Raw genomic sequence first — 14,818 nt, 5'->3', positions numbered from 1 at the left:
TTATCGGCTCAGTCGGCTTCGCCGGCAGGTGTCTTGTCTTGCGAGGCCAAGGCCTTGGCGACGGCATCTTTCATGCCTTCCCAGCCGAGCAACGCACATTTGATACGCATAGGATACTTCGAAACGCCTTGGAACACCACAGCATCCTCAAGCTGTTCGTTCTCGGCGTCATCGGCAAGCCCCTTGCCTCGGGATTCCATGAGTTTGTGGAATGTTGTGCCCAGGTTCATGGCCTCATCGACGGTTTTGCCTTCGACCAGATCGGTCATCACCGACAGGCTCGCCTGGGAAATCGAACAGCCGTGGCCATCCCACTCGAGCTGTTCGATGCGATGCGGCTCGTCCTGCGAGACTTCGACACGGATGGTCGCCTCATCCCCACACGTCGGGTTGAATTGGTGGGATTGCCCTGTTTCGCAGTATTCGTGGTTCTGGCGTACGCTCGCCTCACCTTGGTCGAGCGAGGACTGGCCGGTCGCGGTATCGTTCTCTTGGGCCAAATCCGGCGCGAAATGCGCTTTCCCGTGCGGATCGCGAGCCGCTTCGAGAATGACCTCCTGATACATCTGCTCGAGGTCATCGCCGCTCATGCCGAAATCATCACTCATGCCTGTTCCCTACTCTCGCTTACATGCTTGCGGGGGCATATCATACCCCCGCAGAGGCGTTACCACCATACCTGATAAGGGATACGCCCAAAGCGCATTCATCGACTGCGAATTGGGCATACCCGTCAGACCGGTCGGGCACGCATGTAACATGCTTCGAATGTCCACCAGCCTTGGCATCAGACCTTGAAGAACGGCCTGACCTTAGAAACCGCTTCGACTAGGGCCTGCGCATCCTCAACGCTGTTGTACACGCCGGTGGATGCACGGTTGGAGGCATACAGCCCGAAGTGACGGTGCACCGGCTGGGCACAATGATGGCCGACGCGGATTGCGATACCCAGCGAATCGATGAACTGGCCGACATCATGCGGGTGGACGCCCTGGACATCAAATGCCACGGTACCGATACGATCGACATTTTCACGCGGTCCCAAGATCCGGACCCCATCAATATCGCCGAGTTTCAGCAGTTCGCCGGCGATGGCCTTCTCATGCGCTTCGATGTTCTCCATACCAATCGCACGCATCCAGTCGGCGGCAACGCCGGCTGCCACCACCTGGGCGACGGGCTGGGTCCCGGCTTCAAAACGTGCAGGCGGGGCCATATATTCTGCCGGCTTGTCCATCCACGCCAATTCGACCATGGATCCGCCGAAATTGGCCGGCGGCAACGCCTCGAGCAGTTCACGCTTGCCATACAGGAAGCCCACGCCGGTCGGGCCATACATCTTGTGGGCGCTCCACGCGGCGAAATCAACATCCATCGCATGGAAATCAACCTTGAGATGCGGTACGGACTGGCAGGCGTCGAGAATGAAGACCGCCCCCACTTCATGGGCGCGGCGGACAATCGGCACGATATCCGTAATGGCGCCCGTGGTGTTGCCCACATGGGTGATTGCGACGACCTTCGTGCGTTCGGTGATGACCTGATCGGCGGTGTCAGAACGGATGCGTCCGTCCTCGGTCAGATCGAACCATTTGAGGGTTGCTCCGGTACGGTAGGCGAGCTCCTGGAACGGCAGCAGCACCGAATGGTGTTCTGCTTTGGAGACCACAATCTCATCGCCGGGCTTCAAAGCGAATCGTTGGGCCGCCTTGCCGCCGCGGCCGAGGCTCGCATTGCCGAACGCGGTCGCCAGTAGGTTCAATCCCGCGGTCGCACCTGCGGTGACAACGATTTCCTCCTCGCCTTCCTCGCTGTTGGCACCGACCAAGCGTGCGACCTTGGCACGCGCCTCTTCGAACGCCATCGTGCTGCGGGCAGCCAACTCGTGGGCACCGCGGTGGACACCTGCGTTGATGGTGCGGTAGAACTCGCTTTCGGCGTCGATCACGCACTGCGGCTTCTGCGAGGTCGCGGCGGAGTCCAGATAGACCAGCGGATGACCGTGGATCTCTTGGTCAAGAATCGGGAACTGCTGCCTGATTGCAGCGAAATCAACATCTGCCATTGTGATCCTTGTCTTTCAGATTGTTCAGGCCGACGCCGATTCCGTACTGCCTTCCGGCAAGTACTCGTCATAGCCGTTCTCCTCCAGCTCGTCGGCAAGCTCCGGGCCTCCGGTCTTGACAAAATGACCGTCGGCAAAGACATGGACGATATCCGGCTTGATGTACTTGAGGATACGCGTGTAGTGGGTGACCATGAGAATGCCCAGATCGGTGTTCTCCTTGGCACGGTTCACGCCTTCGGACACAATGCGCAAGGCGTCGACGTCCAAGCCGGAATCGGTTTCGTCGAGGATGGCGAACTTCGGCTTGAGCAGTTCGAGCTGCAACACCTCAGCGCGCTTCTTCTCACCGCCGGAGAACCCTTCATTGACGGAGCGCATCGCGAACTTCGGGTCCATGCGTAGCCGTTTCATCGCCTCGTTGAGTTCCTTGGTCCACGTGCGGATAGAGGGAGCCTTCCCATCAACCTCAGTCTTCGCGGTGCGCAGGAAGTTGGTCATGGATACGCCGGGCACCTCGACCGGGTACTGCATGGCGAGGAAAAGGCCCTCCTTGGCTCGCTCATCCGGCGTCTGCTTGAGGATGTCCACGCCGTCAAGCAACACCTGGCCGGAATCGACTTCGTACTTCGGGTGACCTGCCAGCGTGTAGGCGAGGGTGGACTTGCCGGAGCCGTTGGGGCCCATGATCGCATGGGTCTCCCCCGAATGGACAGTCAGATTGACCCCCTTGAGGATCTGCTTGCGTCCCTCCTTGGTTTCTACAGAGGCGTAGAGGTCCTTGATTTCGAGAGTATGCTGCATGTTACTTTTCCTCCAATACGGCTTGCATGGCCGCGTTCTCGCCACGTGCCAGGCGACGGTCGATCACATTCATCAGGTGCTGTGCGATGGCGGGAACGCCGATTTCCTCGACGAGTTCCGCGAAGAATCCTTGGACCACCAGTTTGCGCGCCTCGGTTTCGCTGATGCCCCTAGATTCGAGATAGAACAGTTCCTCGTCGTCGAAACGGCCGACCGAGCTGGCATGGCCTGCACCGACGATATTGCCGTTCTCGATTTCCAAGTTCGGTTCGGAATCCGCGATGGCACCCGGGGTAAGCACCAGATTCCTGTTGAGCTCGTAGGAGTCCGTGCCCGGGGCGGTCGGCTCAATCAGCGCGTTGCCAACCCATGTGGAATGCGCGCCCTTGCCGCTCAACGCACCCTTGTACACGACGCGGGACTTGCACTCAGGATAGTTGTGCACGACCATCGTCCGATGCTCGATATGCTCGCCCGGGTCGGCGAAATAGATGCCGAGCATGTTGAGATCGCCTTGGGCGCCGCCGAAATCCTGATCCATGCGGATACGCACGACGTCACCGCCGAGCGTCACCACGGAATGCCGCAACGAGGCTCCCGCCCCGACACGGATGCGGTGGTTGCCCACATGTTTGGAGCCTTTATCCCATTCCTGCACGAAGGTCGTGGAGATATGAGAATCCGCGCCCGTGGAGATTTCCACGCCTTCAGCGATACGGGCGAGACCGTCATGTTCGACGATGACATCGCCATGCGCACGATCCTCTGCGACGATGACCAGATGGACCGCATCAAGGTCATTGCCGCCGCCATGGATATGCACGAGCACCGGCGTGTCGATTTCGCCGCGCAAGCGTACCACAGTAGCCGCCTTGCCGCTGGCCCATTCGACCGCGGAAACCCGGTCGTTCGGCATCATCACGGTTCCTGAGGGCTGCTCCCCCATCGCGACCTGCGTCACATCAACATGCCCGGCATCGACGGGACGTCCCTCGGTGTCGGTGACTTCGATGCTCGTTTTGCCGCTCGGCTCGAACACGTCGAAGAATTCCTCGATGCGTTCAATCGGCGTGTATCGCCAATCCTCTTGTTTTCGGGTCGGCTGCTTGAAGTCGTCCACCTCGAAGGACCGCGGTTCACGGTCCGCACTCGACGGCATGGCCGCAGGGAACGCATACGGGTCATGCGGGTCGGCTCGCGGGACCTTGATTTCCGTATCCTTCGGCTGGGTTTGCGATTGTACGTCCTGTACGTTCTGCATTGTGTTCTGCTCTTGTTCTGCCATGGATCAGCCTACCGATCCTTCCATCTGCAATTCGACGAGCCTGTTGAGCTCAAGCGCGTATTCCATCGGCAGCTCGCGGCTGATCGGCTCGACGAAGCCGCGGACGATCATGCCCATGGCCTCCTTCTCTTCGAGACCACGGCTCATGAGATAGAACAGCTGGTCCTCGGAAACCTTGGAAACAGTCGCCTCATGGGCCATGGATACGTCATCCTCGCGCACATCGACATGCGGATACGTGTCGGAGCGAGAGAAATCATCAACCAGCAGGGCATCGCACACGACCGACGAGCTCGAGCCTTCGGCTCCGTCGACGATTTTCACGAGTCCACGATAAGCAGAACGACCGCCACCGCGTGAAATGGACTTCGCCACAATCGTGGAGCTTGTGTGGGGGGCGAGATGAATCATCTTCGCGCCCGTATCCTGATACTGCCCCTTGCCGGCGAAACCCAGGGACATGGTGGATGCCTTGGCATACGGCTCGGCGAGGATGCATGCCGGGTACTTCATGGTTGCCTTGGATCCGATGTTGCCATCGACCCATTCCATTGTGCCGCCTTCACGCACGTATGCGCGCTGAGTGACGAGGTTGTACACATTGTTCGACCAGTTCTGCACTGTCGTATAGCGTACGCGGGCATGCTTCTCGACGACTATTTCAACGATGGCGGCGTGCAGCGAGTCTGTGGAGTATATCGGCGCGGTGCACCCTTCAACGTAATGCACGTAGGAGCCTTCGTCGGCGATGATGAGCGTGCGCTCGAACTGGCCCATATTCGGCGTGTTGATGCGGAAATAGGCCTGGAGTGGAATATCGACGTGTACGCCCTTCGGTACGTAGACGAAGGAGCCGCCCGACCATGCCGCCGTGTTCAGTGCGCCGAACTTGTTGTCCTCCGGCGGCACGACCTTGCCGAAATACTTGCGGACCAAATCAGGGTATTCGCGGACCGCGGTATCGGTGTCGACGAAGATTACGCCCTGTTTCTTCAGATCATCGCGAATCGAATTGTAGATGACCTCGGATTCGTACTGCGCCGCGACGCCGGAGACTAGACGCTTCTTCTCCGCTTCCGGAATGCCGAGCTTGTCGTAGGTATTGCGGATATCGTCGGGAAGATCCTCCCAACGCTTCGCCTGCTCCTTGATCGGCTTGACATAGTACTTGAAATCGTCGGCGTTGAAGCCGCTCAGATCAACGCCCCACGAGGGCATCGGCTTGTCGACGAAAGCCTTGTAGCCGCGCAGACGCATGTCAAGCATCCATTGCGGCTCGTGCTTGTCGGCGGAGATGGCCCTTACGACGTTCTCGTCGATGCCTTTCTTCGCCGCTTCGCCGGCTGCGTCGGAATCATGCCAGCCGTAGTTGTAGTCACCGAACTGGCTGATGATCTCGTCATCCTGCTTGATCTTGTCCTCGTTGACGCGGGAACGGTCAGCCACATACTGGCTCATCTCCACGTCTTCCGCGGCGTTTGGTGTGTGTTCGCTCGCCACCGTACGCTGCCTCCATTCATTCGTTGTTCCATCGCTAACCTAACAGACAGGGACGGAAAAAACTAGGGGTTGTCCGAACTACGCCTCATGCGAAATCGGATGGTGACACGTGTAGGCGTGTCGAAATGAATGCGCCTGCACAACTTTGGATGTGCAGGCGCATTCGTGGTTCCGGTCAATGATGCCGGCTGTTTCGCACGTCAGTCACAGTCAGTCTTGGTCGGCCGCCTGATGATCGAGGGCCGCCTTGACCAGACCCGCGAACAGCGGATGCGGGCGGGTCGGGCGGGACTTGAACTCCGGGTGAGCCTGGGTGCCCACGTAGAACGGGTGGACATCCTGCGGAAGCTCCACGAACTCGGTGAGTTCGCCGTCCGGGCTTTCGCCGGAAATCCGCAGGCCGCCGTCACGCAGCTGCTGCTTGTAGTTGACGTTGACTTCATAACGGTGACGATGACGCTCGGTCACGTGGGTGCTGCCATAGAGCTGGGCGACCAAGGAATCCTCCTCGAGGTTCGCCGGGTAGGAGCCCAAGCGCATGGTGTGGCCCATATCGCCGTGGCCGGCGACGATGTCCTTCTGCTCTTCCATTGTGGCGATGACAGGGTTCTTGCAATCGGGCTCGAATTCAGTGGAGTTGGCATCCTCAAGGCCGAGCACGTCGCGCGCATACTCGATGACCATGGACTGGAGTCCAAGGCACAGGCCGAGCGCCGGAAGGCCAGTCTCGCGGGCGAACTTCAGCGCGCCGATCTTGCCTTCGATGCCGCGAATACCGAAACCGCCAGGGATCACGATGCCGTCGACGTTGTTGAGCGCCGCCTTCGCACCTTCCCAGGTCTCGCACAGGTCGGCCGCGACCCACTTGACGTTGACCTTGGCGTAGTTGGCGAAACCGCCGGCCTTGATCGCCTCGGTGACGGACAGGTAGGCATCCGGCAGATCGATGTACTTGCCGACGATGGCGACGTTCACCTCATGCTTGGGGTGGTGCACGCGCTCGAGCAGATCCTCCCACTCGGCCCAATCCACATCGTGGAACGGCAGGCCGAGTTCGCGCACGACGTAGGCGTCCAGTCCCTCGTCGAACAGAATCTTCGGCACGTCGTAGATGCTCGGGGCGTCCACGCAGTTGACCACACCTTCAGGATCGACATCGCACATGAGCGAAATCTTGTCCTTGATGGACTGGTTGAGCGTGCGGTCGGAACGCAGCACGAGCGCGTCCGGGGTGATGCCCAGCTGGCGCAGCATCATCACGGAATGCTGGGTCGGCTTGGTTTTCAGTTCATGCGCGGCGGAGATGTACGGCACCAGGGAGACGTGCACGAACATGCAGTTCTCCGGGCCAAGTTCGCGGCGCACCTGGCGTGCGGCCTCGAGGAACGGCTGGGATTCGATGTCACCGACCGTGCCGCCGATTTCGGTGATGATCACGTCGACGTCGTCCGCGGCCTGGGCGCGCATACGGCTCTTGATTTCGTTGGTGATGTGCGGAATCACCTGCACGCACTGGCCGAGATACTCGCCGGCGCGCTCCTTGCGCAGCACGGACTGGTAGATCTGACCAGTGGTGACGTTCGCCTTCTGGCTGAGGAAGACATCAAGGAAGCGCTCATAATGGCCGATGTCGAGATCGGTCTCGGCGCCGTCCTCGGTGACATAGACCTCACCGTGCTGGAAGGGGTTCATCGTGCCAGGATCGACATTGATGTAGGGATCGAGTTTCTGCTGCAGGACGCGGATTCCGCGGCTGCGCAGCAGACGGCCCAAGGACGAAGCAGTCAGTCCTTTGCCGAGGGAGGACACCACGCCTCCGGTGACGAAAATATGCTTGGTGACGTGTTCCGATGCATTGCCATGTTGTCTTCTTGCCATGGAACTCCAATCTATCATCTCGCCATGACCCGGCGTGTTTCGTTGCGCACGGCACGACAGGTAGCGGGCTGTGCGCAACGAAATCGACTCCTCCCCGATTACCGCCGTTGATTACGGGACAACGCGGGTTGAGCGAACATATCAGTTCCCATACCAATCCGGGTCGGATGCGTCGCGAGCGGAACCGCCATGCCAGGTGGACGGCGTGGCCGCCACATGGATCGCTATGGCCGATCCCGCCGGCACAGTCGCGTTGAGCTTGCCATCGATACCGATATGCACCGTCGACGAACAGTCGCCGCTGGCGTAGACATTGCAGTAGTCGCCGGCTGGCATCGACGTGGCATACGACACGGTGGCGTCGTTCTCGCCGTTGTTGATCACGATGTAGGCCCGATTGCCACGGCCGAAACCGATCACGTTATCGCCGTCATCATGCCAGTCGGTCATGCGCGCCGATCCGGCGACATTGTGCCAGCCGATCATGCCGCGAATCGCGGTCCACCGCTGCGTGCATGTCCAATCCGAGCCTGTGCCGCATGTGGTGTCGGGAACGGATGTCTTGGTCGCCCCTGGGGCTCCGTCGTCAGATTTCTCGTATTCGTAGCCGGAGAAGATGTTCGGCGTGCTGTACGGATAAGCAAGCATGAAGGCGTTGGCCAGCAGATAGGAGTTTTCGTCGCGGTATGTCAACGTCATGCCGTTGCGTTCCGTATCCCAATTGGTGACGAATATCGCCGCCTCGTCGCTTGGCACGAGATTGCTGGTGATGTCCTTGATCGACTTGGTGCCCCCGACAAGCGAATTGGAGAAGAAGGTCTTGAGCTGGTACGCGTACTGGAATTCCGACACCTGCCCGGAACGCGTATAGTTCTTCGGCTGGATCGACGCCGCCTCGTTCACATTGCCGATAACCTCTTGCATCCACCAGATATCGTTCAGGGAGCGTCCGGTTTTCTGTGCTACGAGCTTTTTGATGGCAAGGACATCCGTGTTGGAGATGTGTTTGACAGCATCGACGCGGAAGCCTGCAACCCCATACGTGATGAGTTTGGCGAAATACGAGGCGAGCGTATCCCGCACATGGGCTGAAGACGTGTCGAGGTCTTGCAATCCGGTGACACGGCAATCCTGCACATTCTCTTGATCGGAATAGTTGATGACATCAGTGTCGCAGGTGTGGAAGTCCTTCGCGGTGTATCCAATGGCGGGGAAATCGCCCTTCGCGTCGAAGGAGCTGCCGCCGGTACCGGTGCCGCTACCCTGATCGACGCCGGTGGTGTGGTTGATAACGGCGTCGGCGATGACGCCGACCCCTGCGGCCCTGCAGGTGGCGACCATGGATTTGAACTCCTGTTCGGTTCCTTCCTTGGAGTTCAAGTTGTAGCTCACCGGCTGATAGGACGTCCACCATTGAGTGCCTTTGATGGATTCCTGCGGCGGAGAGACCTGAACGTACGCCACGCCTTCAGGTCCGAGGGTATCCGTACATTCCTCGGCGACCGACTTCCAGTTGGCCTGGAACATAGTCACGATGACATCGCTGCGGTAGCTTGCCGGATCGAAATCAGCGGGGACACCGGTCGGCGTGCGGAATGTCGCTACGGTAAGGCCTGCGCTGACGGCGATGCACAGCACTGCGATCAGGATGGTTCTGATGCGTTGTTTCATGATTCCTCCGTTGGATGGGCTGACAGCATTGTATGACGGGCGGCTCGGTCCTGCAAACGTTCGCAGTCGGCGGTGGACGATAACACCTTGCGGGAGCGCAAACGAGTCGATGAAAACGACAACGGGTGACGAACGTTGTCTTACGTTCGTCACCCGTTGGTGGGACGCGTCTGACACGAGGTCGGACTATGCGCCGTAGACCAGGCTAGTCACGGTATGCGCCGTGCTTGGCTCTGCGCTCCCCTGCCAGTGACATTGCACCAGCCAAGGCCAGTGCGAGGCACACGAGGATGGCACCGGCAACGGAAGCGCCGGTCTTGGCGAGATCCGCCGGCTGGTTCGCGGCTTGCGCCGCGGACTTGCCGTCCTGGGGCTTCGCAGCGGTGTTGCCGTTGTCGTTTTTCTGCGACGGCACATCGCCCTTATTGTCAGAATCGCCAGGTTTCTGGGCATTGGCATCGTCAGCCTTGTCGCCAGGCGTATCCGTCTTGGTCGACGGCACGAAGGCGAGCACAGTGGCTGACAGCGCCGGAGCGGTGTAGCCGGCGTCGGTGACCGCGGCAGTCTTGGCCTTGGATGCATCGGTGGCAACCGTGCCGTCCGAGACCAGCAGCTTGTAGTCGCCAGCAGTCAAGCCGGATACCGTGGAATCGGCATCATTGGCGTTGAGGATGACCACGTACGTGCCGTCATCATCCTTGACCTGATATGCGACTACCCCATCCTTGGCCTGCAAGACCTTGGTGTTGTTCGCAATCTGGTCATAGTCGGACATGCGGAATGCCGCAACCTTCTTGCGCAGGGCGATCAGCCCCTTGACGTACTCGGCATTGGCGCCATAGTTGGCATCGTCGAGCCGATGCCAATCGATGGCGTTGACCGAATCACCGGACTTGTAGCTGTTGCCTTCACCGTTCTTGGTGCGCTGGAATTCCTGGCCGAGTTGAATCTCGGAGATGCCCTGCGACAGGAACACCACGGCGTCGGCGAGTTCGGCGCGCTTGGTGCGCGTCGCCTCGTCGTCGTTCGGCACCGACTTGACGAGCTTGTCGTACAAGGTCATGTTGTCGTGAATCTCCGCATACTGGACCACCTGGGAGGCGGTCTGGTAATGATCCTGTGCATTGCCGTTCCAGCAGGTGGTGGCGCCCTCGCTCGTATCGTACGGGCAGCCGAGCATGTTGTGCAGGATCAGCTTCTCCTGATCCTTCTTGCCGGAGATGAAACCGGTGTCGGTGTCGGAGAACACGGAGCCCTTGAGCCCATCGCGGATGGAATCGTTGAAGAACGAGACAGTCGAGCCGGTCTTCGTGCCGTTGGAGCCGGTGTTGTCCAGCTCATAGGCGTTCGGCTGGATGGACATCTTGGACTTGTCCATCGTGGTGTTCATATCCCAGCCTTCGCCGACGATGATGATACCCGGATCGATCTTGTCGAGGGCGGCACGCACTTCCTTCATGGTTTCGAGATCCTCGAGACCCATGAGATCGAAGCGGAAGCCGTCGACATTGTAGTTCTTCGCCCAATACGTGACCGAATCGACGATGTACTTGCGCATCATCGCCCGCTCGGAGGCGGTATCGTTGCCGCAACCGGAGTTGTTGACCATGGAACCGTCCGCATTGTACCGGAAGTAATATCCCGGAACCGTGAGATTGAACGGGTTCGTGGAAGCGTCGGCGACATGGTTGTACACCACGTCCATGATGACGCGCAGACCGTTCTTATGCAGTCCGTTGATCATCTCCTTGGCTTCGACAATACGCGTGGACGGATCGCTCGCGTTCGAGGAATACGAGCCTTCCGGCACGTTGTAGTTCTCCGGGTCATACCCCCAGTTGTAGTTGTTATCGTCCAATGTCTTGGTCTCGTCAACGCTCGCGTAGTCGAACATCGGCTGGATCTGCACGTGGGTGATGCCCAACTGCTTGAGGTAGTCAAGACCGGTCGCCTTGCCTTGGGGGTTGGTGGTGCCTTCCTCCACAACACCCAGGTACTTGCCTCGATTGGCTTCGGACACGCCGGAATTGGCGTTCATCGTCAGATCACGGATATGGGTTTCTGCGATCACCGCGTTGGACGACGAACCGAAGGACGGCATGCGGTGGAAGTCCTTGATGGACTTCTCCGCGTCGGACAGCACCACGGAACGCTTGCCGTTGACTACGGCCGCGGTCGCATACGGATCCGGCGAATAGTTCACCGTGCCGTCGGCGAAGGTGAGGCGATACTGGTAGGCGGTATCCTTGAGATCCCCGTCCACCGCGACGCTCCACACGCCCTTGTCGCCCTTGATCATCTGCGAGGTATAGTCCTGCTCGGCGTCCGCGCTCGTGTCGGACTTGTAGACGACCAGGTCCACGCCGGTGGCGGTCGGAGCCCACACCTTGAAGGTGGTCTTGGCCTTGGTCCACGTGGCTCCAAGATCATCACCGTCGTAGGCGTAGTTCTTGTCGAAGTCGTCGGTGCGCACGATGGCACCAGCAACCGCAGTCGCCGAACCGATCTTGTCACCCTTGTCGTTGCTGATGGTCACGGTGTACGCGCCGTCCACAGCGAGAGCGTCCTTCGTGGTCACGGTCACAGTCGCCTTGTCGGCCTTCGCATCAGCGACTTCGACGGTCTTGCCGTTGGCGTCGGTCACCGTAGCCGTCACGTCGCCGGAAGGCTCGCCGCTGAGTTTGACGGCGATCTTCTTGGCATCGGCGATTTCCGCGCTGCGCACCGAAACGGTCAGGGACGGTTGTGCGGTGTAGACGGTTGGGTCGCCGGCGACCAGCCAGACCTCAGCCTTGCCGGTCTTGGTGGCGGAGTCGAACACCAGGGAGTCGGCCGGGATGAAGTGGTTTCCGCCATCAGGTTCCTTGATCCAGGCATCGCCACCGTAGCGGCGCAGCAAGCCGATGTCACTGGCTCCAGATGACGTGTCGGTGGGATACTTGTAGTTTTTCAGCGTCCACGTGCTGATTTCACCCCAGTCATCATGACTGGTGAGGCTCTGCTGCGAATTAACGCTGCCCGCACCTGACCATGTCCACAGGTCCCACTGCGGAGTCTTGTTCGTCGTGTCGCCGGCGTTGAAATACAGGCCGTCGTCTCGGTAGTAGTGCACCGTAATGTTCACGTCATACCCTTTGCAGGAGCTGACGTAGTCGGCCGGGGCAACGGTGAGCGTCTGCTCGAGATCCGAGGCGGTGCCGTCCACCCAGATCTCGGCGGTGCCGTCCGCTGAGACCTTCACATTACGGTCGTTCTGGCCGACCTTGTCCCAGTCATCCTTGCCCTTGATAATGACACCGAAATCGGTGTATGTACCGTCGAAGGTGACAGTGGCGACTTCGCCCCAGCAATCGGTGCCGGAGAACTCGATCTGCTGTCCGTCAAGTTTCGCTGAGGTGTTGGAATTCGATCCCCACACCCACAGGGCGCGTGCCTTGTCACCCGCAGGCGCCTTGTAATGGACGACCAAACGAGTCTTGCCGTTCTGGTGGTATGTTTTCGGCGAACCGACCGTGCTGGCATGATCGGTGACGGTCTGCTGGACGATGCCCTTGGCGGCTTCGTAATTGCCACCGCCGTTCGGATTGTCCCAGCTGTTGCTGCCGTCGTTGAACACGTATTGCACGGCATTGCCGCCGGTTTCGATGGTGTACTTCCAGTAGCCGCTCGTCTTGTCGTAGGTCATCGCCTTGCCGGGAACGTCGGTCCAGGTTTCGCCGACACCGTAGTGAATGTACGGCTGCTTGTATCCGTTGTCGTTCTTGTAGTACACGGTGAGCGTGGTGTCCGTGGGCTTGACGGCCTCGTCCTTGATTTCGACCTTCGGGTCGGACGGGTCGGTGGTCGCCGAGGCCGCCGGATGGCTGGCCTTGGTGGCGCCGCCGTACAGGGCGATTGCCGAACGGGCCGGGATGGTGGTCTTGACCTTGCCGCCGGAGACGGTCACGGTCTGGGAGCAATCCTGGGTGGAGAACACATTGCAGTATTCGCCGTCCGGAAGCGTCGTGTCGTAAGTGACGTCAAACGCCTTGGTGCCGTTGTTGAGCGCCAGGAAGCCCTTGGCGCCGCGCGAGAAGGCGATGCTGTCGTTGCCGTTGGACTGCCAGTCTTTGACCGGTGAGGTCGCGGTATCGCCGACGTATTTGTGGAAGGCGATCATGCCGCGCGTGGAGGTCCAGCGCTGCTCGCAGTTCCAGTCGCCCGTGTTGGTGGAGCAGGCCTTGTTCATGTCAACATCCGGGACCGTCGTGTCGGTGGCTCCTGGCGCACCAGCATCCCTGTTGTCAAACTTGTATCCTGACATCAGGCGCGGTGTACCGTAGCCGTAGGCCAGCATGAACGCGTTGGCGAGCTGGTACTTGCCGCTGTCCTTGTACGTGATGGTGCCGTTGTCGCGCTCGGTGTCCCAGTTGGTGACGAATACGTTCGCATCGTTGCTTGATAGGTCGCCGCTCAGTCGCTTGGCCAAGTCCTTGAGCGAAGTGACGTTGTTGTTGAACGCTTTGCTCATTTCGCTCTTGAATCCGAATTCGGTGACCGTACCGTTCTGCGTATAATGCGGCGGCTGGATGCCGGCGGCTTCGGAAGCATTGCCGATGACCTCCTGGATCCAGTAGATATCGGATGCGTTCTTGCCGATCTTCTGCGCAAGTTTGGCTTTCAGCGCGTGGAGGCTGTCGGTGTTGATGTGTTTGGCGGCGTCGATACGGAAGCCGAGCACGCCGTAGTTGTACATGCGGGCCATGTAGTCCGCTTCGATATCCTGGACCTTCTCGGATTCAGAATCGAAGTCGAGCATACCCAGCAGACGGCACTGCTGGACCTCCTCCTGATTCTTATAATCCGCAACCTCCTTGGTGCACGTGTGGAAGTCCGCAGCAGTCAAACCGTCAGGATACGTGGATGTCGCGAATCCGGGGAACGAGCCGGTATCGGGTGTGTACTCGCTGCCGTTCGTGCCGGTGTATGTAGTGGTCTTGCCGTCCGTACTTGGGGCAGCGGTGTTGTTCATGACCACATCGGCGATGATGCCCACGCCCTGCGCCTTACAGACGGTGATCATGTTCTTGAATTCAGCTTCGGTGCCAAGCTTCGAATCAAGCTTGTAGCTCACCGGCTGGTATGAGGTCGACCAGGAGCTTCCTTTGATGGATTCCTGGGGCGGGGACACTTCGACGTAGCCTACGCCTTCGGGGCCGTAGGTGTCCTTGCATTCCTTGGCGATGGTGTTCCAGGTCTGCTGGAACGCAATGACCTGGACATCGCTGTTGACCCAATCCGCCGCATTTGCTGCGGAGACATTGGATGATGCGGTGGTGCTGGAGCCGGAGGAAGCTGATGTATCTCCGGCCTGGGCGATGGACGGCAGGACGAGAGCGCCTGAGCCGAGGATCATCGCCGCGCAGACAGCGGCGCCGAAGGCCCGCTTGGCTGCTGAACTGAATCGTTGTATGGCCATATATCCTTCCAATTCTCAACTGTGAGATGCCCGTACAGGAAATCGCGCCGGATTGCGCGTACCCTGCCGTGGCTGTATCGCATGCCCTCCGGCCGTGTGACCACGACCACCTGGGGAGGTCCGTCATCGGATTGCATACGTTTGTATCAGGTATTTT

At 59.5% G+C, this 14,818-nt stretch carries 8 protein-coding genes; all 8 read right to left on the bottom strand.

What is annotated here, in order from left to right; translation table 11 throughout:
• Positions 1 to 8 precede the first annotated feature (8 nt).
• A complete protein-coding gene (gene sufU, locus ACTQYB_RS01280; RefSeq protein WP_441481957.1) occupies positions 9 to 608 on the bottom strand; it encodes a Fe-S cluster assembly sulfur transfer protein SufU in 600 nt (199 codons plus the stop codon).
• Between the two features lie 179 nt (positions 609 to 787).
• The gene (locus tag ACTQYB_RS01275) at positions 788 to 2,065 is read right to left on the bottom strand and encodes a cysteine desulfurase (protein WP_321046942.1); all 1,278 of its coding nucleotides are present in this window, start codon (positions 2,063 to 2,065) and stop codon (positions 788 to 790) included.
• A gap of 24 nt (positions 2,066 to 2,089) precedes the next feature.
• Positions 2,090 to 2,869 (bottom strand): Fe-S cluster assembly ATPase SufC, encoded by a 780-nt coding sequence (sufC, locus tag ACTQYB_RS01270; RefSeq protein WP_441481956.1) that lies wholly within the window; start codon positions 2,867 to 2,869, stop codon positions 2,090 to 2,092.
• Position 2,870: 1 nt separating this feature from the next.
• On the bottom strand, positions 2,871 to 4,130 hold the full coding sequence (sufD, locus tag ACTQYB_RS01265) for a Fe-S cluster assembly protein SufD (RefSeq protein ID WP_441481992.1): 1,260 nt from the start codon (positions 4,128 to 4,130) through the stop codon (positions 2,871 to 2,873).
• Positions 4,131 to 4,157: 27 nt separating this feature from the next.
• The gene (sufB, locus tag ACTQYB_RS01260; protein WP_044086142.1) at positions 4,158 to 5,612 is read right to left on the bottom strand and encodes a Fe-S cluster assembly protein SufB; all 1,455 of its coding nucleotides are present in this window, start codon (positions 5,610 to 5,612) and stop codon (positions 4,158 to 4,160) included.
• A gap of 252 nt (positions 5,613 to 5,864) precedes the next feature.
• A complete protein-coding gene (locus tag ACTQYB_RS01255; protein ID WP_015450495.1) occupies positions 5,865 to 7,532 on the bottom strand; it encodes a CTP synthase in 1,668 nt (555 codons plus the stop codon).
• A 141-nt stretch (positions 7,533 to 7,673) separates the two neighbouring features.
• Complete coding sequence (locus ACTQYB_RS01250; protein ID WP_441481955.1) at positions 7,674 to 9,203, bottom strand: alpha-amylase; 1,530 nt, start codon at positions 9,201 to 9,203, stop codon at positions 7,674 to 7,676.
• A 205-nt stretch (positions 9,204 to 9,408) separates the two neighbouring features.
• Entirely contained in the window at positions 9,409 to 14,661 is a 5,253-nt protein-coding gene (gene pulA / locus ACTQYB_RS01245; RefSeq protein ID WP_441481954.1) for a type I pullulanase, read from the bottom strand.
• Positions 14,662 to 14,818 lie beyond the last annotated feature (157 nt).

Source organism: Bifidobacterium sp. LCP19S3_E9 (assembly GCF_052121135.1).
Lineage (GTDB): Bacteria > Actinomycetota > Actinomycetes > Actinomycetales > Bifidobacteriaceae > Bifidobacterium > Bifidobacterium thermacidophilum.
Note: the sequence above shows the minus strand (reverse complement) of the source record. Positions and strands in the feature narration are given on the sequence as shown.

What these genes read in the sequence shown, in the direction of transcription:
- sufD (WP_441481992.1), bottom strand. Translation starts at nt 4,130, where the DNA reads ATGCAGAACGTACAGGACGTACAATCGCAAACCCAGCCGAAGGATACG.
- ACTQYB_RS01255 (WP_015450495.1), bottom strand. Translation starts at nt 7,532, where the DNA reads ATGGCAAGAAGACAACATGGCAATGCATCGGAACACGTCACCAAGCAT.
- sufB (WP_044086142.1), bottom strand. Translation starts at nt 5,612, where the DNA reads ATGAGCCAGTATGTGGCTGACCGTTCCCGCGTCAACGAGGACAAGATC.
- sufC (WP_441481956.1), bottom strand. Translation starts at nt 2,869, where the DNA reads ATGCAGCATACTCTCGAAATCAAGGACCTCTACGCCTCTGTAGAAACC.
- pulA (WP_441481954.1), bottom strand. Translation starts at nt 14,661, where the DNA reads ATGGCCATACAACGATTCAGTTCAGCAGCCAAGCGGGCCTTCGGCGCC.
- ACTQYB_RS01275 (WP_321046942.1), bottom strand. Translation starts at nt 2,065, where the DNA reads ATGGCAGATGTTGATTTCGCTGCAATCAGGCAGCAGTTCCCGATTCTT.
- ACTQYB_RS01250 (WP_441481955.1), bottom strand. Translation starts at nt 9,203, where the DNA reads ATGAAACAACGCATCAGAACCATCCTGATCGCAGTGCTGTGCATCGCC.
- sufU (WP_441481957.1), bottom strand. Translation starts at nt 608, where the DNA reads ATGAGTGATGATTTCGGCATGAGCGGCGATGACCTCGAGCAGATGTAT.